General features: G+C 73.3%; 19 protein-coding genes. 7 read left to right on the top strand and 12 right to left on the bottom strand.

Annotated elements, in window-relative coordinates:
* Positions 1-25 precede the first annotated feature (25 nt).
* Positions 26-679 (bottom strand): class I SAM-dependent methyltransferase, encoded by a 654-nt coding sequence (locus ACFYNS_RS01730; RefSeq protein WP_360298272.1) that lies wholly within the window; start codon positions 677-679, stop codon positions 26-28.
* 28 nt (positions 680-707) lie between these two features.
* Positions 708-1,637: an NAD(P)/FAD-dependent oxidoreductase gene (locus tag ACFYNS_RS01725; RefSeq protein ID WP_360298274.1), complete on the bottom strand. Its 930-nt coding sequence runs from the start codon at positions 1,635-1,637 to the stop codon at positions 708-710.
* 93 nt (positions 1,638-1,730) lie between these two features.
* On the opposite strand from ACFYNS_RS01725, the gene ACFYNS_RS01720 reads away from it, so the two are divergent.
* The 3 genes from ACFYNS_RS01720 to ACFYNS_RS01710 all read left to right on the top strand — a co-directional run bounded on the left by ACFYNS_RS01720 (position 1,731) and on the right by ACFYNS_RS01710 (position 4,437).
* Positions 1,731-2,393, top strand: coding sequence for an SAM-dependent methyltransferase (locus ACFYNS_RS01720; RefSeq protein ID WP_388600059.1), 663 nt, complete (start codon positions 1,731-1,733; stop codon positions 2,391-2,393).
* Positions 2,394-2,441: 48 nt separating this feature from the next.
* Positions 2,442-3,050 (top strand): TetR/AcrR family transcriptional regulator, encoded by a 609-nt coding sequence (locus tag ACFYNS_RS01715; protein WP_388600057.1) that lies wholly within the window; start codon positions 2,442-2,444, stop codon positions 3,048-3,050.
* Between the two features lie 433 nt (positions 3,051-3,483).
* Positions 3,484-4,437 (top strand): mechanosensitive ion channel family protein, encoded by a 954-nt coding sequence (locus ACFYNS_RS01710; RefSeq protein ID WP_360298283.1) that lies wholly within the window; start codon positions 3,484-3,486, stop codon positions 4,435-4,437.
* A gap of 436 nt (positions 4,438-4,873) precedes the next feature.
* On the opposite strand, the gene ACFYNS_RS01705 is transcribed toward ACFYNS_RS01710, so the two are convergent.
* Positions 4,874-5,905 (bottom strand): YafY family protein, encoded by a 1,032-nt coding sequence (locus tag ACFYNS_RS01705; protein WP_360298286.1) that lies wholly within the window; start codon positions 5,903-5,905, stop codon positions 4,874-4,876.
* Positions 5,906-5,967: 62 nt separating this feature from the next.
* Here ACFYNS_RS01705 and ACFYNS_RS01700 point away from each other — a divergent pair, with 62 nt between their 5' ends.
* Positions 5,968-8,247, top strand: a complete 2,280-nt coding sequence (locus ACFYNS_RS01700; protein ID WP_360298289.1) for an ATP-binding cassette domain-containing protein — start codon at positions 5,968-5,970, stop codon at positions 8,245-8,247.
* Between the two features lie 167 nt (positions 8,248-8,414).
* On the opposite strand, the gene ACFYNS_RS01695 is transcribed toward ACFYNS_RS01700, so the two are convergent.
* From ACFYNS_RS01695 to ACFYNS_RS01685, 3 genes are all read right to left on the bottom strand, one after another.
* Positions 8,415-10,826 (bottom strand): ATP-binding cassette domain-containing protein, encoded by a 2,412-nt coding sequence (locus tag ACFYNS_RS01695; RefSeq protein WP_388600055.1) that lies wholly within the window; start codon positions 10,824-10,826, stop codon positions 8,415-8,417.
* 139 nt (positions 10,827-10,965) lie between these two features.
* On the bottom strand, positions 10,966-11,376 hold the full coding sequence (locus ACFYNS_RS01690; protein ID WP_360303288.1) for a VOC family protein: 411 nt from the start codon (positions 11,374-11,376) through the stop codon (positions 10,966-10,968).
* Positions 11,377-11,381: 5 nt separating this feature from the next.
* Positions 11,382-11,873 (bottom strand): helix-turn-helix transcriptional regulator, encoded by a 492-nt coding sequence (locus tag ACFYNS_RS01685; RefSeq protein ID WP_360303290.1) that lies wholly within the window; start codon positions 11,871-11,873, stop codon positions 11,382-11,384.
* A gap of 132 nt (positions 11,874-12,005) precedes the next feature.
* Here ACFYNS_RS01685 and ACFYNS_RS01680 point away from each other — a divergent pair, with 132 nt between their 5' ends.
* Positions 12,006-12,380 (top strand): hypothetical protein, encoded by a 375-nt coding sequence (locus tag ACFYNS_RS01680; RefSeq protein ID WP_360303292.1) that lies wholly within the window; start codon positions 12,006-12,008, stop codon positions 12,378-12,380.
* A 33-nt stretch (positions 12,381-12,413) separates the two neighbouring features.
* On the opposite strand, the gene ACFYNS_RS01675 is transcribed toward ACFYNS_RS01680, so the two are convergent.
* Both ACFYNS_RS01675 and ACFYNS_RS01670 read right to left on the bottom strand, forming a co-directional pair.
* A complete protein-coding gene (locus ACFYNS_RS01675; RefSeq protein ID WP_360303294.1) occupies positions 12,414-13,229 on the bottom strand; it encodes an SAM-dependent methyltransferase in 816 nt (271 codons plus the stop codon).
* A gap of 326 nt (positions 13,230-13,555) precedes the next feature.
* A complete protein-coding gene (locus ACFYNS_RS01670; RefSeq protein WP_360299844.1) occupies positions 13,556-13,771 on the bottom strand; it encodes an EF-hand domain-containing protein in 216 nt (71 codons plus the stop codon).
* A gap of 217 nt (positions 13,772-13,988) precedes the next feature.
* Between ACFYNS_RS01670 and ACFYNS_RS01665 the strand changes: the two genes are divergently transcribed.
* Together ACFYNS_RS01665 and ACFYNS_RS01660 are read left to right on the top strand one after the other, a co-directional pair.
* A complete protein-coding gene (locus ACFYNS_RS01665; RefSeq protein ID WP_388600050.1) occupies positions 13,989-14,435 on the top strand; it encodes a nitroreductase family deazaflavin-dependent oxidoreductase in 447 nt (148 codons plus the stop codon).
* Between the two features lie 52 nt (positions 14,436-14,487).
* Positions 14,488-15,132, top strand: coding sequence for an HD domain-containing protein (locus ACFYNS_RS01660; protein WP_360299841.1), 645 nt, complete (start codon positions 14,488-14,490; stop codon positions 15,130-15,132).
* Between the two features lie 29 nt (positions 15,133-15,161).
* On the opposite strand, the gene ACFYNS_RS01655 is transcribed toward ACFYNS_RS01660, so the two are convergent.
* From ACFYNS_RS01655 to ACFYNS_RS01640, 4 genes are all read right to left on the bottom strand, one after another.
* A complete protein-coding gene (locus tag ACFYNS_RS01655) occupies positions 15,162-16,301 on the bottom strand; it encodes a pyridoxal-phosphate-dependent aminotransferase family protein (protein WP_388600047.1) in 1,140 nt (379 codons plus the stop codon).
* Between the two features lie 119 nt (positions 16,302-16,420).
* Complete coding sequence (locus tag ACFYNS_RS01650; protein ID WP_360299835.1) at positions 16,421-18,505, bottom strand: SpoIIE family protein phosphatase; 2,085 nt, start codon at positions 18,503-18,505, stop codon at positions 16,421-16,423.
* Between the two features lie 101 nt (positions 18,506-18,606).
* On the bottom strand, positions 18,607-19,770 hold the full coding sequence (locus ACFYNS_RS01645; RefSeq protein ID WP_388600045.1) for an N-acetylglucosamine kinase: 1,164 nt from the start codon (positions 19,768-19,770) through the stop codon (positions 18,607-18,609).
* The gene (locus ACFYNS_RS01640) at positions 19,761-21,026 is read right to left on the bottom strand and encodes a 6-phospho-beta-glucosidase (protein WP_360299831.1); all 1,266 of its coding nucleotides are present in this window, start codon (positions 21,024-21,026) and stop codon (positions 19,761-19,763) included. Before ACFYNS_RS01640 ends, ACFYNS_RS01645 begins: the two co-directional genes overlap by 10 nt.
* Positions 21,027-21,057 lie beyond the last annotated feature (31 nt).

Here is a 21,057-nt window from a genome sequence, read left to right as displayed (position 1 = left end):
CGGCCGCTCCAGGTACGGGGCCTGTCTACCGGTCGTGCGCGGGGGAGTGGAGGCGGAAGAGGTAGGCGGTGGCCGGGTGGGAGTAGGCGGTTCCGCTGCCTGCGGCGTGGAGTTGTTCGCGGGTGGGGTGGGGCGGACGCTTGGGTTGCAGGCAGCGGTCGAGGTCGTCGGTGGTGAGGCGATGGCGGCCGGGGTCGCGGCCGGGGCCGAGGTGGAGGACGGCGGCGAGCCGGTAGCGGGGGTCGAGGTGGGCGAGACCGGCGTCGGCGTGGCTGTTGTTGGCCAGGAGCCAGCCCCCTGGGCGCAGGCAGCGGGTGGCGTGCTCGGAGACGGGGCCCGCGTACAGGGACAGCACCAGGTCCCATTCGGCTTCGGGCAGCTCCGCCAGGGTGCGGGTGTAGTCGCCGGGTACGAAGGTGATGCGGGGGTGTTCGGGGTACTCCTTGTGCCGGGCGGCGAGCGCGGTGGCATCGGAGCCCTGGAAGGCCCTGCGGGCGCGGGCGTCGGCGTCGAGGTAGGTGACGTCGGGCCAGACGGCGGAGGGGGCGAGGTCGAGGTAGCTGCCGGGGTAGAGGACGCGGCGGGCTCCGGTGTGGGCTGCAACGGCCCGGTAGAGGGAGGTGCGGTCGCCGAGGTGGTCGCGTCGGTCGAGGTAGGCGGTGAAGTTCTGCTCGGGCACGGGGTGTTCCTGTGGGGTGTCGGGGCCGTCAGGCCAGGTGGGCGAAGTGGATGGCGTCGGCGGCTGCGCTTCCGGCGGTGACGGCGGGGACGACTCCCTGTTCCCAGGTCCTGCCGGTCAGGTCGCCGGCGGCGTAGAGGCCGGGGATGCTGGTCCGGTGGCCGTCGTCCACGGTGACGCAGCCGCCGCTCAGGGCGAGGCCGTGCTCGGCTGCCAGGTGCTCGACGAGCGGGACCTGGCGCTGGGGCCGGGGCCACAGCAGGGTCTGGCGCTCCAGGAGGGTTCCGTCGGCCAGCTCAACGGCGTGCAGGTCGCCGTCGCTGTGGTGCAGGCGGGTGATCTCGCCCTGGACGAGGTCGCTGCCCTGCTCGCGAAGGGCCCGGCGCAGTTCTTCGGCGCCGGGCAGTGCGGGCGGGGCGACGGCGACGGTGTCGCCGGTCCAGGCGCGGAAGGCGGTGGCGGCCATGCGGAGGTAGCGGGGTTCGTCGGAGACCAGGGCCCAGGTGCGGTCGGCGTTCTCCTCGCCGATGCAGAACGGGCAGTGGATCACCGTGCGGCCCCAGCACGCGGCGAAGCCCTCCACGCCGTCGGGGTGCCGGTCGACGACGCCGGTGGCCAGGACGGCGTTCCGGGCCCAGGCGGTGGTCCCGTCGTCCGCGCGCACGGTGAATCCGTCGTCGCCCAGGGGGATGAGCTCGCTGACCGTGGCGGGGAGCCGCCGGGCCAGTCCGTATCGGTCCAGCTCTTCCCAGGCGCGGGAGCGCAGCTCGTCGGGGGTGGCACCCTCCATGCCGATCAGTCCGTGCACGCCGCGGGAGGCGGCGTTGCGAGGCGGGGCGGGGGACTCGACGACCAGGGTGCGGTGGCGGTAGCGGGTGAGGGTCTGCGCTGCGGTCAGACCTGCGGGGCCGCCGCCGATGATCACGGTGTCGTACTGGGCGCTGCGGTCGTGGTGCACGGGGTGCCTCCGGAAGAGCTTGACGGCGAATGACCGTTGGTCATACTACTGACCAACGGTCATTCAAGTGCTCTCATTCCCACCGGAGGAACTGTGACCCACGACACTCCTGCCACTGATCACGCCCACGGGCCCGGGGCCGCCGCCTACCCGGACCTCGCGTGGGACGACCTCTACACCGGGGACGGCAGCGACACCGCCGATCCCGACCCGATGCTCCTCGCCCCCGCCCGCGACCTCCCGCCGGGAAGGGCCCTGGACCTGGGCTGCGGGGCCGGCGGCAACGCCCTGGCGCTCGCCGAACGCGGCTGGCGCGTCACCGGTGTGGACCTCGCGCCCCGCGCCATCGCCTCCACCCGTGCCGGCGCCTGCGCCCGCGGCCTCGTGGACCGGATCGAACTCGCCGTCGCCGACAGCGCCACCTGGCGGCCCGGGACCGCCTACGACTTCGCCCTCAGCTCCTACGCGCTGCCGCCCCGCGGCCCAGGCCGCACCGCCACCCTGGCCACTCTGGCCGCCGCGCTCGCCCCGGACGGGATCCTGGCCCTCGGCGAATGGGACGAGGAGGTCTGCGACTGGGCCGAACCCGGCGATCTGGCCACCCTCGCCGAACTGACCGAAGCCTTCACCGGCCTCGGCCTGGAGATCGTGCGCGCCACCCGGCAGGCCGTACCGCGCATCCAGTACCCCGGCGAGGACCACGCGGTCATCGTCGTCGCCCGCAAACCCCGTGACACCCTGGGGGCCACCGGCTGACCGACCACGGGTCGGCAAGCCGGTTCACCTGACGACGAAGGAGGGACCGTGCCCGCGGACCAGTCCGCCCCCGCCCAGCCCGCCGGCCGCTTCCAGCCCCCGGACGTGCGCCGCCGGCAGATCCTCGACGCAACGGCCGCCCTGCTCCTTGACGACGGCTACGAGACGCTGACCGTCAGCAAGGTCGCCGCCCGCGCCGGGGTCGCCAAGGGCACGGTCTACCTCTACTTCGACTCCAAGCACGAACTCCTGGCAGCCCTCCAGGCCGAGATGTGGGACCGCATGCTCCAGCAACCCACCGCTCTCCTGGAACAGCCCGGCCTGACCTGGACCGAACGGCTCGACGGGCTCGTCGCCGCCTGGATCACAGCGGAACAGGACCACCACGAGCTCTACCACCGCCTCTTCCACGAACCCGGCGGCGCAGTCGGTGAGGAACCCATGACCGCGGCCCGCGACCTGCTCGTCAGCCTCCTCACGCAGGGCAGTGCGGCGGGCGAGTTCGACGTCCCCGACCCCGAACTCACCGCCGATTTCCTGACCCACGCCTACACCGGGCCCTGCCACCACACCGCGCCCGACACCGACATCACCGCCGCCGTGCAGAGGCTCTTCCGCCGCGTCGTCGCCGCCCGCCCGCCGGCCCCGCCGCGCTGAAGCGGATTCGCGGCGCAGGGGAACCGCTGCGCGATCGGGTGGTATCCGAACCGGCCGTGGCCCGCCGGTCACCGGACACCGGGCAGGGATTCGGTGCGGAATTCGCGCTTTCCGCGTGGAAGGCGGATCGAAAGCCCCGCATGCGCAAGCCGGCAGAAAAGGACGGGAAGGGGCGGGAAGGGGCGGGACGTCGCCCCGGGTGGTGAGGTGCACTTCCGTGCACCGGCCCCGAGTTCGATTCCCATTCCTTTTTCCGTGCCTGACGTTCACGCCGCTCACGTCCGGTCTTCACGATTTTGACCCGGTTGCCGGACCCCGGCTACGGTCGCTGGCGCGAAAAATCCAGCTGTCGATGAAGAGCGGAGCAGTCTCTCTCGTGTCACTTACCGACGCGTCGCCGTCCTCCTTGCCCAGTGGTGACATGCAACAGGCCATGACCGCCCCGGACTGGCTGCGCGACAACGTGGACACTCTCATCGGCGTGCCGTTGCGCATCCTGCTCATCGTCATAGGCATGGCAATCGTCCGCATGCTGGCCAAGAAGGGCATCAAGCATGTGGTGAAGCGCATCCTGGAGCCGTCCGAGGAGCGGGAGACCGGACCGCGCCCGTCCGGCCGGGGCCCGGCGGTGCTGCAGCGCGACCGGTCCCGGGCCCAGGAGCGGCGCGAGCAGCGGGCCAGGACCATCGGGTCGGTACTGAGCAGCATCGTCACCGTCGTCGTCGGCGTCATGGGCGCGGCGATGGTGCTCGACCAGGTCGGCATCGCGCTCGGCCCGCTGCTGGCCAGTGCCGGTGTGGTGGGTCTGGCCATCGGTTTCGGCGCGCAGAGCCTGGTGGCCGACTACCTGTCCGGCATGCTCATCATGCTGGAGGACCAGTACGGAGTGGGCGACTCGGTGGACCTGGGCGAGGCCATCGGTGAGGTCGAGCACGTCGGCCTGCGGCTCACCCAGATCCGCGACCTCAACGGCGGCCTGTGGCACATCCGCAACGGTGAGATCCTGCGGGTCCGCAACGACAGCCAGGAGTGGGCCCGCGCGGTCCTGGACGTCTCCGTGGCCTACGAGTCCAACCTCGACACCGTCTGCGGCGTCCTGGAGGCGGCCGGTCGGGAGATGCGGGAGGACCCCCGCTTCGAGGGCATGCTCCTGGAGGACCCGTCCGTCTGGGGTGTGCAGTCCCTGGACGCCGACGGTGTGCTCGTGCGCATCGCCGTCAAGACGGCCCCGCTCAAGCAGTGGGGCGTCACCCGCGAGCTGCGCCGCCGGGTCAAGGAGGCGCTGGAGGCCGCCGGGGTCGACATCCCCTTTCCGCAGCGGACCGTGTGGGTGCGCGGCGACAACGACGGCGCCGCCGAGTCCGCTTCCGTGCCCGCTCCTCGCTGACCCCACGGTCCGGTATCGGCCGCCGCACGCAGCCGGTACCGGGCCGCAGGAAGCCTCGGGAGCGATTCCCGAACGCCCGAATGCGGGCAGGGTCGAAGCACGACCGATGTGCCCCGCTCTGCCCGGCGGAAGAGTTCCTGTGTGGCTACCTGCCCCGCGGACAGTCGGTCCGGGAGGCGTCGGTGCGCCGGAATCCCGGGTATGACTCCCGGCCGGGCGCGATTGTCGTGGACGGAATGAGCGGCAGATATCCGACGCTGCCCGGGCCTTTCGGGGAATCGGGGGACGGATTCCCCGCCCGGGGCCTCGTGTCGGCCTGCCCGTTCGCCGCCTCAGAAGACCTTCGGTGCTCTCCGGTCGGCCGCTGCGGCAGCGCGAGGAAGCGCCCCGACATCCGGGCGCCCGGTGTTCTCATGGAATCCGGCGAGGACGTCGACTACCCGCCCGGCCCCGCGCTCCCCGCGCCGGGCGTGCTGCCGGGCCCGGGCTCCTCCCGGCCGTGGGGCGGCGGCCCGGGTGCGGCGCGGCCGAGGCGGGCGGCGAAGTTCCGCAGCGCGGTGCGGAAGTCCTCGGGCTCCTCGACGGTGAAGTCGGCGTCGAGGAAGGCGAGTCCGGGCAGCAGCCATTGCCAGGAGTCGAGGGCGAGTTCGGCGCGGGTGGCACCCCCGGCGAGCGCGCTGAGCACGACGTCCTGGCGGTGGAACGCGTCGGCCACCGCCGGTACCGGAGCCTCGACGGTCAGCACCACGCGCCGCCGGTGCCGGTTGATGCCCGCACGGAGCCGGTCGATGCCCGTCCCGGCCGGCAGCGGGCGGGGGGAGAAGGTCCGGCCGGTCACCCGGAGTTCGGTGAGCCGGTCGAGGCGGAAGGTCCGCCAGTCTCGCTTGTCGACATCCCACCCCAGCAGATACCAGCGCTGGTGCAGGTGGAGGTGACGGTGCGGCTCGACCAGGCGCGTGGTGGCCGCTCCGCCCGCCCCCGCATAGCGGAAGGCGACCGCGCGCTCCTGCGCGATTGCCTCGGCGATCCTGCTGACCGTCTCCGCGCTGGTGCTCGGCGCGGGAGTGGGCGCGGTCTCCAGGCTCGCGCGCAGCGCCGCCGCGCGGGGGCGCAGCCGCTTGGGCAGGTACTGGTCCACCTTTCCGTAGGCGCGGACTGCGGCCTGGTCGATGCTGCCCTCGCTCGCGCTGCCGGTCGAGCCGAGGGCCGCCAGGCCCAGCAGGGTGGCGACGGCCTCGTCGTCGTCGAGCAGCAGCGGAGGCATGGCCCGCCCGGCCGCGAGCCGGTAGTGGCCGCCCGGGCCCGGCCGGGTCTCGACCGGATACCCGTAACCGCGGAGGCGGCCGATGTCGCGCCGCAGGGTGCGCGGCGGGACGTCCAGCCGCGCCGACAGTTCCGCACCGCTGAAGCTCCGGCCCGACTGCAGGACCGCGAGCAGCGCGAGGACCCGGTGCATGACGTCGGCCACGGCGGCAGTCTCGCAGAATTCGCGGCCGGATCCCGGCCGCATCCTGTCCTAGGGTCCCGCTCATGACGCAGAACGCCATCCGGATCCGCGGAGCCCGTACCCACAACCTGCGGAACCTCGACATCGACGTGCCCCGCGGGCAGCTCGTGGTCTTCGCGGGGGTGTCGGGTTCGGGCAAGTCGTCGCTGGTGTTCGACACCCTCGCGGCAGAGGCCGGATACCAGCTCAACGAGACCTACCCGCCCTACACCCGCAGCCGCCTGCCGAAGTGGCACCGTCCCGAGGTCGCGCACATCGAGGGGCTGTCGCCCGTCGTGGTGATCGACCAGCGGCGGCTGGGCGGGAACGCCCGCTCCACGGTCGGCACGGTCACCGACATCTGGACCTTTCTGCGTCTGCTGTTCTCGCGGACGAGCACACCGCACGTCGGCGAGTCCTCCGCCTTCTCCTTCAACGACCCGGCCGGGATGTGCCCCACCTGCTCCGGCCTGGGGGACGTCGTGGCCAGCGCCGTCGACCGGTTCGTGGATCCGGACCGGTCGCTGCGCGGGGGCGCCGTGCTGCTGCCCGGATTCGCCCCCGGCGGATACTGGTACTCCCACTTCGCCGACATCGGGGTGTTCCCCCTCGATACGCCGCTGCGCCACTGGGACCGGGAGGCGCGGGACGCGCTGCTGTACGGCACGGCGGCCGCGGGCCCGCCCGCCGACCGGCTGCCCGAGGGTTACGAGGGCGTGGTGCAGCGCTTCGAGCGGATCCATCTGCGCGGCTCCGAGGAGATGTCCGAGCGCAAGAAGCAGACGCTCGCCCGGTTCACCCGCTCCGAGGCGTGTCCGGACTGCCGCGGCGACCGGCTGTGCGAGGCGAGCCGGTCGGCCACGGTGCTCGGCCGCACCATCGGGGAGATGGCCCGGATGGAGGTCGCCGAACTCGCGGAGCTGGTGGGAGAGGTGACCGAGGCGTGGGTGGCACCGGTCGTCTCCGCCCTCACCGACCGGCTCCGGGCGATGGTCGCCATCGGCCTCGGCTATCTGCATCTGGGCCGCGGCACCGCGACGCTCTCCGGGGGCGAGGCCCAGCGGATCAAGACCCTCAGGCACCTGGGCAGCAGCCTCACCGAGATGATCTACGTCTTCGACGAGCCGACCGTCGGGCTGCACCCCCACGACGTCTCCGCCATGACCGGGCTGCTCCGGCGGCTGCGGGACAAGGGCAACTGCGTCCTGGTCGTCGAGCACGACCCCGCGGTCATGGCCGTGGCCGACCAGGTCGTCGAGATCGGTCCTGGCGCGGGGGAGCGGGGCGGGACACTCGTGCACCAGGGCGGCTTCGAGGAGCTGCGCCGGGCCGGTACCGCGACGGCGGCCGCACTGGCGCGGCGCCGGCCGGTCAAGGACGCGCCGCGGACGCCGCGCGGTCACCTCACGGTGGCCGGCGCCTCGCGCAACAACCTCCGCCATGTGACGGCGGACATCCCCACCGGCGTGCTGACGGTGCTCACCGGCGTGGCGGGTTCGGGGAAGACCAGCTTCGCGGACGAACTCGTCGCCCAGCACGACGCCGTCGTGATCGACCAGCGGCCGGTCGTCGGCAACCGGCGCTCCACGCCCCTCACCTACACCGGGATCGCCACCGCCGTCCGTACGCTCTTCGCCCGCCGCAACGGGGTCGACGCAGCGCTGTTCAGCTCCAACTCCCGAGGCGGCTGCCCCGGCTGCAACGGCCTGGGGACCGTCTCCAGCGACCTCGCCTTCCTGGAGGACCAGGAGACGGTCTGCGAGATCTGCGAAGGGCGCCGGTTCACGCCCGAGGCGCTGGCGTACACGGTCGACGGCCTGACCATCGCCGACATCGGTGACCTCACGGTCCACGAGGCCGTCGAACGGCTCCAGGACCGCGCGATCGCAAGGGCCCTGCGCCATCTCGACGATGTCGGACTGGGATATCTGCGGCTCGGCCAGCCGCTGACGACCCTCTCGGGCGGCGAGTGCCAGCGGGTGAAGATCGCCAAGGAGCTCCGGGACGCCGCCGGACCGGCCCTCTATGTCCTCGACGAGCCCACCACCGGACTGCATCTGCGGGACATCGACACCTTGCTGGCCCTCCTCGACGACCTGGTGGACCAGGGGCACACCGTCGTACTGATCGAGCACAACCTCGATGTCGTCCGGCGTGCCGACTGGCTGATCGATCTCGGTCCCGGCCCCGGACGGCACGGCGGGCGGCTCCTCTACCAGGGGCCGGTCGCCGGGATCACCGGCACCGCCACCGCCGAGGCGCTGCGCGAGGACGACCGTGCCCCCGTGCCCTCGTCCAGCGGAACCGGTCCGGCGGCCGGCTGACGAGCGTGCGGCGGTGTGGCCTCCGCGCCGTCCAGGGCAGCGGCGGGCACCGCCCGGCACCGGCGGCGTGCCTGTCGCGGCACCGGACCGGCACCGGACACCGCTCGGGCGCCCGGGTCCGGGAGCCGGCCGGGAGGGTGCCGGTCCGCCCTTCGGACGCGCTCCTGTCAGGCGCCGACGTAGTCCGCGAGGTGCTCACCGGTGAGTGTGGAGCGCGCGGCGACCAGGTCGGCGGGCGTGCCTTCGAAGACGATCCGGCCGCCGTCGTGGCCGGCTCCCGGACCCAGGTCGATGATCCAGTCGGCGTGCGCCATCACCGCCTGGTGGTGCTCGACGACGACGACCGAGGTGCCGGAGTCCACGAGCCGGTCGAGCAGGCCCAGCAACTGCTCGACATCGGCGGGGTGCAGCCCGGCGGTCGGCTCGTCCAGGACGTAGACGCCGTCCTTGCCGGCCATCCGGGTCGCCAGTTTCAGCCGCTGCAACTCGCCGCCGGACAGTGTGGTCAGCGGCTGGCCCAGCCGGAGGTAGTCGAGCCCGACATCGGCGAGGCGCTCCAGGACGCGGTGCGCGGCCGGGGTACGGGCCTCCCCGGCCGCGAAGAACTCCGCGGCGTCGGCCACCGGCATCGCCAGTACCTCGCTGATGTTGCGGCCGCCGAGCCGGTACTCCAGCACCTCCGGCTGGAACCGCTTCCCGTCGCACTCCTCGCAGGTCGTGGCGGTGCCGGCCATCATCGCCAGGTCGGTGTAGACGACCCCGGTCCCCTTGCAGTCCGGGCAGGCGCCCGCGGAGTTGGCGCTGAAGAGGGCCGGTTTGACGCCGTTGGCCTTGGCGAACGCCTTGCGGACCGGGTCCAGCAGCCCGCTGAAGGTCGCCGGGTTGCTCCGCCGCGACCCGCGGACGGCGCCCTGGTCGATGGCGACCACTTCGGTTCCGGCCGCGGCGGCCTGCCGGGGCAGTGCGCCGTGGACGAGCGAGCTCTTGCCGGAACCGGCGACGCCGGTGACCACGGTCAGCACCCCGAGGGGGATGTCGACGTCGACGTCCCGCAGGTTGTGCGTCCCGGCGCCGCGGATCTCCAGCGCGCCGGCCGGGCTGCGCGGGGTCTCCTTGAGCCGTGCGCGGTCGTCGAGATGGCGCCCGGTGAGCGTGCCGCCCGCGCGCAGGCCCTCGACGGTGCCCTCGAAGCAGACGGTGCCTCCGGCGGTGCCGGCGCCGGGGCCGAGGTCGACGACGTGGTCGGCGACCGCGATCGTCTGCGGTTCGTGCTCCACGACGAGCACGGTGTTGCCCTTGTCCCGCAGCCGCAGCAGCAGGTCGTTCATCCGCCCGATGTCGTGGGGGTGCAGGCCGGCGGTGGGCTCGTCGAAGATGTAGGTGGCGTCGGTGAGCGAGGAGCCCAGTTGGCGCACCATCTTGACGCGCTGTGCCTCACCGCCCGAGAGGGTGCCCGAGGGCCGGTCGAGGGAGAGGTAGCCGAGGCCGATCTCGACGAACGAGTCGAGCGTCCTGCCCAGCGTGCCCAGCAGCGGGGCCACCGACGGTTCGGTCACCCCGCGGACCCAGGCGGCCAGGTCGCTGATCTGCATCGCGCAGGCGTCGGCGATGCTGATCCCGCCGATCCGCGAGGAGCGGGCCGCCTCGGACAGCCGGGTGCCGTCGCACTCAGGGCAGGTGGTGAAGGTGACCGCGCGGTCCACGAACTCCCGGATGTGCGGCTGCAGGGCCTCCTTGTCCTTGGCCAGGAAGGATTTCCGGATCTTGGGGAGCAGGCCCTCGTAGGTGAGGTTCACCCCCTCGACCTTCACCTTGGTCGGCTCCCGGTGGAGGAAGTCCCGCATCTCCTGCTCGGTGTAGTCGCGGATCGGCTTGTCCGGGTCGAGGAAGCCCGACTCGGCGTAGACCCGCACGGTCCAGAAGCTGTCCGACTTCCAGCCGGGGATGGTGAACGCGCCCTCGGCCAGGGACTTGGAGTCGTCGTAGAGCTGGGTGAGGTCGATGTCGGAGACCGCGCCGCGACCCTCGCAGCGGGTGCACATGCCGCCGGTGCGGGAGAAGGTCTGCTTGACCGTTTTGTTCCTGCCGGGGCCGCGCTCGACGGTGAGCGCGCCGCTGGCCCGGACCGAGGGGACGTTGAAGGCGAACGCGTTGGGGGAGCCGATGTGCGGCTGCCCGAGCCTGCTGAAGAGGATGCGCAGCATCGCGTTGGCGTCGGTGGCGGTGCCGACCGTGGAGCGGGGGTCGGCGCCCATCCGCTGCTGGTCGACGATGATCGCGGTGGTCAGTCCGTCGAGGACGTCCACCTCGGGCCGCGCCTGGTTCGGCATGAAGCCCTGCACGAAGGCGCTGTAGGTCTCGTTGATCAGCCGCTGCGACTCCGCGGCGATGGTGTGGAACACCAGTGAGCTCTTGCCGGAGCCGGAGACGCCGGTGAACACCGTCAGCCGCCGCTTCGGCAGCTCGATGCTGACGTCCCTGAGGTTGTTCTCGCGCGCCCCGTGCACGCGGATCAGGTCGTGGCTGTCGGCGGCGTGCCGCGCGGGCGACTGCCCGTCCGCTTCACCGGTCCTGTTCATCCTGTCTCCCGTTCTTCACGCGGTGCCCTGCGGCCCGCGGCTTCCTCGCCCGGTGCGGTCGGACCGGCGCGGTGACTCCCGGCCGGTCCGGTGTCACCGCCGCGCGCCGGCCGGGTGCCGCCCGCGGCCGGCGCGCGGCTCAGCGCACTTCCCTGATGCGGATCTGGTTGCCCGCCGGATCGCGGAAGGCGCAGTCGCGGACGCCGTAGGGCTGTTCGGTCGGCTCCTGGACGACCTCGGCGTCGCCTTCCTGCAGCTTCTGGAAGGTGCCGTCCAGGTCCCGGGTGGCCAGCAGGATCCAGCCGTAGGTGCCCTTGGCCATCATCTCGGCGATGGTGCGGCGCTCGTCGTCGGTGATGCCGGGGTCGGCGGCCGGAGGTGCCAGGAGGATGGAGGTGCCCGGCTGGTCGGCGGGTCCGACGGTGATCCAGCGCATCGTCCCGGAGCCCACGTCGGTGCGGACCTCGAAGCCGAGGGTGTCGCGGTAGAAGGCCAGCGAGGCGTCCGGATCGTCGTGCGGGAGAACGGTGGTGTGAATGCTGATGTCCATGGGGCTCACGCTAGCCGCGGCCCGTGGGCGGTGCTTCTCGATTCCTGACCTGTTGGTTCCCCGGCCGGACGGCTCTCCGGTTGGTTCCTGACCGGCCTGGTCACCTGCTTGGCGACGCACGGCGGCAGCCCCGCCGGATCGTCCGCGGTGCGCCGGCGGTAGGTGCTGGGCGGCATGCCGACCAGTTCGGTGAAGCGGGTACTGAAGGTGCCCAGCGACGAGCAGCCGACGGCGAAGCAGACCTCGGTGACGCTGAGGTCTCCGCGCCGCAACAGCGCCATCGCGCGTTCGATACGCCGTGTCATCAGGTAGGAGTACGGGGACTCGCCGTAGGCCTGCCGGAACTGGCGGCTGAGGTGTCCGGCCGACATGTTCACGCCACGGGCGAGGGCCTCGACGTCCAGCGGTTGCGCGTACTCCCGGTCGATCCGGTCGCGCACCCGGCGCAGCCGTGCCAGGTCGCGCAGCTGCTGGGCCGAGGTCGTTCTGTTCACCACACGGGTGATGGTAGCCCGCGGAGCTGCCGCGGCCCGGTGCGCCGGGCGGCGCGAGTGACCGCGGGCGGCGGCGGAACCGCGGGACGCCGGCCTGTCGCGGACGTGCTGCCCGGCCCTATAGCATCACCAGCCATGCCGAACGCTGACGAGCTGCTCGTCGACATCGCCGCCACGGTGGAGTCGGAGCAGACCAACCAGATGTCCCTCACCGTCGTGGTCCACGGAGCCGTCATCACCGGGCGGCTGGCCCCCGAGTCGGTGTGGAGGCAGCGAGTGGCCGAGGTCCTGCGGGATTCCGACCGGCTCGGCCCGTTCGCGGGCTCCTTCGTCCCGGTTCTTGAGGACGCCGCGACCACCGAGGCCGAGGCGCCCTCCTACCTGCACTTCCATGTCGCCCGGATCCTGCAGGGCTCGGTGGGCATCCCCGAGACGGGCGGAATGTACCGGATCGCCATCCGGGACGTGAGCGCCTGGACGGTGGGGGAGCTGCGGTACTCCGACCAGTGAGCGGAGCGCCCGGCGGGGAGGTCCGCGGAGGCGTCAGCGGGGCTTGCGGGCCAGGGCGCCGTACATGGCGATGTCCTCGTCCCGTACCTGCTCGTCCTCCGCGTCGGGCCGCCACTTGTGGACCTGCACCAGACCGGGCGCCACGAGGTCGAGCCCGGTGAAGAAGGCGGTCGCCTCCGGGTGGGTGCGCAGGGCCATCGGCATCCCCTCCGACGCGTACTGCTCCGCGACCCGGCCCACCTCCTGCGGCGCGAAGTCCGCGGTGCCGATGGTCGCGGCCAGGTAGCTGCCGGGCGGCAGCGGGTCCAGCAGCCTGCGCAGCAGCCCGTGGTCGTCGTCGGAGGGGTGGATGAAGTGCAGCATCCCGATGACCAGCAGTGCGATCGGCTCGCCGAGGTCCAGCGTCGCGCGGAACTCGGGCGAGCCGAGGATCGCGTCCGGGTCCCGCATGTCCGCGTGGACGTAGGTGGTGCGACCCTGGGGGGTGCTGGTGAGCAGCGCCTGCGCGTAGTTCAGCACGATCGGGTCGTTGTCGACGTAGACGACCCGGGCGCCCGGCTCGACCGCTTGGACGACCTCGTGCAGGTTGGGCGAGGTGGGCAGCCCGGTGCCGATGTCCAGGAACTGCCGGATCCCGCACTCGCGTGCCAGGTAGCGGCTCGCCCGGAGCATGAACGCCCGGTTGGCCCGCATGTGGACCGGCAGTGCGGGCCAGACCTCGATCATGGCCTCACCGGCGGCCACATCCGCCTCGTAGTGGTTCTTGCCGCCCAGGATGTAGTCGTAGACCCGTGCCGAATGTGCCGTGCCCGTGTTGAGCGGCCGCTGTCCGTCCCCGGTTTCCGTCATTGGTGCGCCCCAGATATTCCGCCCCGGTGGTCTGCCGGGGCAACGATCTCGTGGGTGCCACTCTACGGCCGTTCACGGGGCGCCCGGTGCGCCGAGGGCGGCTCCGGGCGGTCGGCTCCGGCCGTCAACCGCCCTGTGCGCGGGCCGGGTTGCCGCGGAGCGCGGGTGGTGTCCGGTTCGGGCGGGCGGCGCGCCGCCCTCGCCCGGGGCCGGTGCCCGCGCCCGGAACACCTCCCCGGCCTGCCGTCAGGACGACGGGAGGCGGCCGCCCGAGCGGGCGGCCGCCCGGTGTGCGGGGGGCGAACCCCGCGGGGGACGACCCGCCGTCAGAGGCCCTTGGCCTTGTCGAAGAACTCCTCGAAGGTCAGGACGCCGTCACCGTTGGCGTCCCGGGTGTTCACGATGGCCTCCGCAAGGCCCACGGTGTAGTGCAGGTCTCCCAGCTCCACCATCGCCTGCTGGAACTCGACCGGGGTGACGAACCCGTCGCCGTTCCGGTCGAACTTGTCAAAGGTCTTGCGTGCGTCCTCTATACCGGCCACGAGAGCCCCTACCTCCGAGTGAGTGTATCGACCACGTGCCCGTCGGCACGTGCCCCGCCACGCTATCCCCGCCGTGCGCACGGGCCTCGGCCGCCCCTGCTCCGCACCCCGGTACGTGTACGCCCCCGCTGGCCGTGGTAAGCCGAGAGGGCCGCGGGCCGAACGCCCGGCGGTTCCGGGACGGACCCGGACGGTACGACGAAAGGGCGGACACAGCGTGCCTGTCGAAGGTGAGTACGCGCCGAGCCCCGAGCAGTGGGTGCGCGACCAGGTGGACCTGTACGAGCGCTCCGGCGGCCGGGAGGGCGCCACGATACGGGGCATGCCCGTCATCGTCCTCACCACCAGGGGGGCGAAGAGCGGCAAGGTCCGCAAGACGCCGCTGATGCGGGTGGAGCACGAGGGGCGGTACGCGGCGGTGGCGTCGCTGGGCGGGGCGCCCTCGCACCCGGTCTGGTACCGCAACGTGCTCGCCGACCCGCGGGTCGAGCTCCAGGACGGCCCGGTGCGGCGGGACATGACGGCGCGTGAGGTCACCGGTGAGGAGAAGGCCGTGTGGTGGGCGCGTGCCGTGGAGGCGTACCCCGACTACGCCGACTACCAGCGCAGGACCGACCGGGAGATCCCGGTCCTCGTCCTGGAACCCGCCCCCGAAGGGCACTGACCCCCGCCGCACACCCGGCGGACGACGCGGGGGAGAAGGAGGCCAGGAGGCCATGGAAGAACAGCACGGCCCGGCAGGCGTGCGCGTGCCGGACTCCCGGCTGGCCGCGGAGGCCACCGAACTGGTGCGCGACACCAGCAGCGACCTGATCTACGACCACTCGCGGCGGGTGTACTTCTTCGGCAGCCTCCTGGGGGGCGTGCGCGGGATCGGCCACGACGCGGAACTCCTCTACATCGCGGCGCTCTTCCACGATGTCGGTCTCGGCGAGCCCTTCCACGACAGCGGACGGCGCTTCGAGGTGGACGGCGCCCAGGAGGCCCGCCGCTTCCTGACGGGCCGCCAGGTCCCCGAGGACCGCATCCGGCGGGTGTGGACCGCCGTGGCCCTGCACACGACGCCCGGCATCCCGGAGTTCATGGAGCCCGAGGTGGCGCTGGTGGCCGCCGGGGTGGAGTACGACGTGCTCGGCTCCGGGTACGGCGAGATCTCCGCCGCGGATCGCGAGGCCGTGGTCGCCGCGCACCCGCGCCCGGCGTTCAAACAGGGCATTCTGCGGGCGTTCGCGGACGGTGTGCAGCCGAAGCCGGAGACGACGTTCGGCAACGTCAAGGCGGACGTCCTCGCCCACTACGACCCGCACTTCCGGCGCGGCGACTTCGTTCGCGCCGTCCTGGAGTCACCCTGGCCGGAGTGAGCGCGGCCCATGCCGCCGCCTGCCGCGGGTCACGCCCGCAGCGCGCTCTCCCACGCCGCACCGGCGGCTTCGCACGCCCGGTCCCCGGCATCCGCTGCGCCCGGCACACCGAGTACGGCCAAGCCGCCGGCCAGCGCCGTCAGCGCGTCCTGCACGACCGCGCGGTCGGCCGAGCGCCCGTAGTGGTTGACACGCAGCACCTCGGCGGCCAGAGCGCCGCCCGCGGCCTGCAGCGGTACCACCGGGTCAGCGGTGAGCGCCGCGGCGACCACCTCGCGTGCGTCCACGTCGTCCGCCGGAACGCGGAGCGTCGTCGCGGCCGGGGCGGCGTCCTGGTCCCGTGTCACATACGCGGCCAGCCCCGGCAGTTCCCGCACACCGGCGCGTGTCGCGGCCGACGCCGCCCGGTGCCGGGCGATCGAGGAGTCCAGGCCCTCCTCGAGCACGCGGTCGACGGCCGCTTCCAGGGCCAGCATCTCCAACTGCGCCGGGGCGTGCGGCAGTGCCTTCCGGCCGCCGTCCAGCCACCGCTCCTTCCAGTCCAGCAGCGACAGATAGGAGCGGCGGGGTGCGCTCTCGTTCGCGGCGATCCGGTCCCACGCGCGGGCGCTCACCGACACGGCGGACACCCCGGCCGGGCCGGCCAGCGCCTTCTGGCCGCCGATGACGCACAGGTCCACGCCCCAGGCGTCGGTCAGCAGCGGCTCGGCTCCCACCGAGGCGACCGCGTCCAGCATCAGCAGCGCCCCGTGCTCGCGCACGACGGCGCCGATCTCGGCGACCGGGTTGGTGTTGCCGGTCGCCGCCTCCGCGTGGACCAGGCTCACCAGGCCGGTCTCCGGGTGCTCGCGCAGCGCCCTGGCCACCTCGTCCGCGCCGACGGCGCCGGTGAACGGCGCGGTCAGGGTGACGACCTCCGCGCCGCACGACCGCAGCCAGCCGCCGAACGTCTCGCCGTAGGGCCCGGTGACCACGTTCAGCGCCGTACTGCCGTGCGGCGCCGCCGCACGGATGCACGCCTCCAGCGGGAGCAGCGCCTCCCCCTGCATCGCCACGACGTCGCACCGGGTCCGCAGCAACGAGGCCACCTTGTCCTCGACGGCGGCGAAGCGCTCCGCGCTCAGCGGCGGCAGATCCAGCAGGGACGGGTGCTCGGGGTTCGCGGGCACGGTCGCCTTCCAGCCATGACGGGCCGCATCCGGTCACGGCCCTGCTTCCGTCCGAGCCTACGTCCGTCGCGGGGCGGACCCCCTTCCGGCCCCGGTGCCCGCCGCGCTGGGTCGGCGCGCTACTCCGTGGGGCTGACGAGGAGCAGCGCCACGTCGTCGTGGTTCTCGGGGTTGCGCAGCGCTTCGAGGAGGAGGTCGCAGGTCTGCTCCAGGGAGTCGCCGGCCCCGGCGACCGGGCGCAGCAGGCCCAGCAGCACCTCCAGCCGGTCCTCGATGTCGTCGTGCCGCGTCTCGATCAGGCCGTCGGTGTAGAGCACGAGCAAGTCGCCCGGGTACAGGTCGACGGAGACCGTGCTGTGGGTGCCGCCGCCGATGCCCAGCGGGGTTCCGGGCTCCACCTCCACCAGCCGCGGCTCGCCCCGCGCCGGGACCAGCACGGGCGGCAGGTGCCCCGCCGACGCGATCCGGCAGCGGTTGTCGCGCGGATCGTAGACGGCGTAGAGGCAGGTGGCGAAGTACGGATCGAGGCCGGTGGTGATCTGGTCGAGGTGGTGGAGCACCTCGGTCGGCTGCAGCGCCAGCCGGGCGAGGGTCTGCGTCGCGGTGCGCAGCCGGCCCATGGTGGCGGCGGCGTTGATCCCGCTGCCCATCACATCGCCGACCACCAGCGCGGTGCGGTCCTCCGCCAGTTCGAGGATGTCGAACCAGTCGCCCCCGATCTCGCTGTGCGCTCCGGCCGGCTGGTACCGGGAGGCGATCCGCAGCCGGGTGGAGGCGGTGGCGGGCGTCGGCAGCAGGCTGCGCTGCAGCATCAGGGCGATACTGCGCTGCTGCCGGTAGAGGCGGGCGTTGTCGATGCAGACGGCGGCCCGCCCGGCCAGTTCGCAGGCCAGGATCGTGTCGTCGTGGTCGAAGGGCTTCGGGTTGCGGGTGCGCTTGAGATCGAGCGCCCCCAGCACCTCGCCGCGGGCGATCAGCGGAACCGCGAGATAGGAGTGGACGCCCGCCTTGGCGAGGAGCCCGGCGGCGTGCTCGTCGCGGGCGATCCTGCTCAGATCCTCCTCCTGGACGGCCGGTACGGCGACCGGCTGCCCCGTGGCGACGCAGCGGGTCACGAGCCGTTCGGCGCCGTACCGCGCCACCTGCCCGGTCGGGTCGGCCGCCTCGACCGCGACCGTGGGGTAGCCGGCGACCAGCGCGAGGGCGCGGAAGGTGGCGGTCCCCTCCGCGGAGATGCCCGCGGGCCGGTCCCGTACGGCCGCGTCCAGTACGTCGACGGCGGCGACGTCGGCCAGTTCGGGGACGGTGATCTCGGCGAGTTCGCGCGCCGTCTGCTCCAGGTCGAGCGTGGTACCGATCCGTACGGACGCCTCGGCCAGGTGCGAGAGGCGCTCCCGGGCCAGCTCGGCCTGGAGCGCGGCCTGGTGCCGGGCGGTGATGTCGGTGACGGAGATGGAGAGGCCCAGCGGGCGCCCGCCGGAGTCGTCGAGCCGGTAGACGGAGACGGACCAGGCGTGGCCGCGTCCCCCCGGGGTCTCGCTGCCCAGCACTTCCCGGTCGATGACCGGCTCGCCCGTCTCCAGGACCCGGCGCAGCACCGTGTCCGCTTCCCGCGCGTGGGTCGGGGGCAGGACGTCGCGCACCGTCCTGCCCAGGTGCCCCTCCTCGTCGACCCCGTCGAGGCGGGTGAGGGCGGGGTTGACCGAGACATAGCGCAGGTCGGTGTCCATGACCGCGATGCCCATCGGGGACTGCCGGATGAGCAGCGTGGAGAAGGCCAGGTCGCGCTCGACCTCGCGGAGCGCGGCCCGGTCCGTGACCAGCGCCAGCGCGTAGCGGGCGCCCTGGTCGTCGTGCAGCCGCATGTTGCGGAACTCCAGCTGGCGAGTCCGGCCGTCCTTGCAGACGACGGGGAAGACGCCCGCCCAGCTCCTGCCCTCCCGGATCACCTCGTCGAAGAGGCGGAGGACGAGCGCGTTGCTCTGCTCCGGCACCAGCAGCGGAGCCGCGTACCGCCCCAGAGCCTCCGCCGCCGAGTATCCGAACAACTGCTCCGCCTGCGGGCTCCACAGGACGATGCGCCCCTGCGCGTCCAGCAGCACGGCGCCGACCGCCAGCACATCCAGGAGCCCACCGGGCGGGGAGAGGCTGACCCCCGGCACCCCGCCGGTGTCACCCTCGGGCGGCTCCTCGCGGTTCGTCACGACGCCGGCTACCTCCCTGGACGGGGCCGTACCCTCCCATCCTCCCTCCTGGACCGCCGTCGTGCCCCCCGGCGGGGCCGGGATTCCGCCGCCGGGCGCGGTCAGCCCCGGGCCGCGCCCGGGCCCGGTGCCGGTGCGCCGTCCGAGGTCCGGGGAGGCTCGAAGTGCCGGCGCGCGCGGTCATGGGCCGCGACCGGTGCGCCGAGCGCGTCCAGGCCCAGCAGGGCGGCCCCGAGCACCGGGCGGGCCCGCACGACACGGGGGAGGGCACGCGGGGCACGCTCCGCCAGCAGCCGGGTGACCCGGTCGTCCAGCAGGGCGTGGCCCGCGGCGAGGACGCCCCCGCCGAGCAGTACCGGGACCTCCTCCGCCAGCAGGTCCAGCGTGCGCAGGGCCACCACCGCCATCGTGACCACTTCTTCGGCCATTCGTGCGACCAGCCCGTCCGCGACGGCGTCCCCCCGGTCGGCCGCCGCGAAGAGCACCGGTACCAGTTCCAGCCGCCGCTCCCAGGGGATGCGCCCCAGATGCACGGCCTCGATCAGCGCGTACACCGACTCCAGACCGAAGTGCGCGGGCAGGGCCGTACGCAGCAGGGTGGGCTCACCCCGGCCGTCCTCGGCGCGCGCTGCGTGCCACAGCGCCTCCTCGCCCAGCCCTCCGCCGCCGCCCCAGTCCCCGGAGAGCCGACCGAGGGCGGGGAAGCGCGCGGTGCGCCCGTCGGACCGGACGCCGACGCAGTTGATCCCGGCGCCGCACACCACGGCCACCCCGCGCGGTGCCGCCTCGCCGTCGCCGTCCTGCGCGGTGAGTCCGGCGCGCAGCACGGCGAACGTGTCGTTGTGCACGGTCACCCGCCGCCCCCAGCCGCGCGCGGTGAGCGCCGCGGTCAGGGCCTCCTCCTCGACGGGCAGGTCGGCGTTGGCCAGGCAGGCCGTCACCTGACGCACGGGGGCGGCCGCGCCGCCCGGCCCGCCCGCGGCGTGCGCCCGGTCGACGGCCTCGGCGAGGACGTCCACGGCGGCGTCGACCCCCACGGCGGGCGGGCGGAAGCCGCCGCCGCGCGCGGTGCCCAGCACGCTGCCGTCGGCACCGAGCAGTGCCACGTCGGTCTTGCTGTTGCCCGCGTCCACGGCCAGGAGGGCGGGGGAGGGGTCGAGGGCGCCCGGCGCGGGGTCCGGGGATCCGGCAGGGCCCGCGGCGCCGGACGCCGCGGAAGGCGGTCCGGCGGCAGGTGGCGCGGAACGGGCTCGGCTCAGGCCCACGCGAGGTGCTCCTTGTTGTGCGCGAGAAGCTGGTCGGTCAGCTGCTCGGCCCGGTCGAACTGGCCGACGAGGGGGTGCGCGAGCAGTGCGGCGAAGACCCGGTCGCGGCCGCCGTGCAGCGCGGCGCGCAGGGCCAGTTCCTCGTACGCGGCCGTGTGCGAGACGAGCCCGGTGAACTGCGGGTCGAGCGGTGGCACCGGCAGGGGATGGGCGCCTTCCCGGTCGATCCGGGCCTGGGTCTCGATCACCGCGTCGTCCGGCAGGAAGGGCAGTGTTCCCCGGTTGAGGGTGTTGACCGCCTGGTGGGTGCTGCCGCCTGCGCGCAGCAGGGACGCGGCCAGGTCGACGGCTGCCTCCGAGTAGTAGGCACCGCCGCGGCGGGCCAGCAGTCCGGGCTTGGTGTCCAGGGCCGGGTCGGCGTACATCTCCAGCAGCTTCCGCTCCAGCGCGGCCACTTCCGCGGCCCGGGTGGGTCCCTCCCGCTGGGTGCGCACCACCTCGTCGTGTGCGTAGTAGTAGCGCAGGTAGTAGGACGGCACGGCACCCAGGCGCTCGACCAGCGCGCGGGGCAGCCGCACGTCCTCGGCGACGGCCGCGCCGTGCTCGGCCAGCAGGCGGGGCAGCACGTCGGTGCCGTCCGGGCCGCCGAGGCGGACGCCCAGCTCCCAGGTGAGGTGGTTGAGTCCGACGTGCTCCAGATGCACCTGGGAGGGTGCGGTCTCCAGCAGCCGCGCGAACTTCCGCTGGAAGCCGATGGCCACGTTGCACAGCCCGACCGCCTTGTGCCCGGCGCCGAGCAGCGCGCGGGTGACGATGCCGACGGGGTTGGTGAAGTCGATGATCCATGCGTCGGGGTTGCTGCGCCGTACCCGGTCGGCGATGTCCAGCACGACCGGCACGGTACGCAGTGCCTTGGCCAGTCCTCCGGCGCCGGTGGTCTCCTGGCCGACGCAGCCGCACTCCAGCGGCCAGGTCTCGTCACGCTCCCTGGCGGCCTGGCCGCCCACCCGCAGCTGGAGCAGCACGGCGTCCGCGCCCTCCACACCGGCCTCCAGGTCGTCCGTCGCGGTGACGGTGCCGGGGTGGCCCTGCCGGGCGAAGATGCGCCGGGCCAGACCGCCGACGCGGGTCAGCCGGTCGGCCGCCGGATCGATCAGGGCCAACTCGTCGACCGGCAGCACCTCGCGCAGCTGTGCGAAGCCGTCGACGAGTTCGGGCGTGTAGGTCGAGCCTCCGCCGACCACGGCCAGTTTCATGTCTCTCCGTCCTGTGCTCCGGTGCGGGTGA

The organism is Streptomyces sp. NPDC006925 (assembly GCF_042869575.1).
Taxonomy (GTDB): Bacteria; Actinomycetota; Actinomycetes; order Streptomycetales; family Streptomycetaceae; genus Streptomyces.
The sequence above is the reverse complement of the archived record's forward strand: the minus strand, read 5'-3'. Positions and strand labels throughout refer to the sequence as shown.

Bases quoted from the DNA above. Each gene is read 5' to 3' on its own strand.
- ACFYNS_RS01710 (WP_360298283.1), top strand. From the start codon at position 3,484: ATGACCGCCCCGGACTGGCTGCGCGACAACGTGGACACTCTCATCGGC.
- ACFYNS_RS01700 (WP_360298289.1), top strand. From the start codon at position 5,968: ATGACGCAGAACGCCATCCGGATCCGCGGAGCCCGTACCCACAACCTG.
- ACFYNS_RS01695 (WP_388600055.1), bottom strand. From the start codon at position 10,826: ATGAACAGGACCGGTGAAGCGGACGGGCAGTCGCCCGCGCGGCACGCC.
- ACFYNS_RS01690 (WP_360303288.1), bottom strand. From the start codon at position 11,376: ATGGACATCAGCATTCACACCACCGTTCTCCCGCACGACGATCCGGAC.
- ACFYNS_RS01680 (WP_360303292.1), top strand. From the start codon at position 12,006: ATGCCGAACGCTGACGAGCTGCTCGTCGACATCGCCGCCACGGTGGAG.
- ACFYNS_RS01675 (WP_360303294.1), bottom strand. From the start codon at position 13,229: ATGACGGAAACCGGGGACGGACAGCGGCCGCTCAACACGGGCACGGCA.
- ACFYNS_RS01660 (WP_360299841.1), top strand. From the start codon at position 14,488: ATGGAAGAACAGCACGGCCCGGCAGGCGTGCGCGTGCCGGACTCCCGG.
- ACFYNS_RS01640 (WP_360299831.1), bottom strand. From the start codon at position 21,026: ATGAAACTGGCCGTGGTCGGCGGAGGCTCGACCTACACGCCCGAACTC.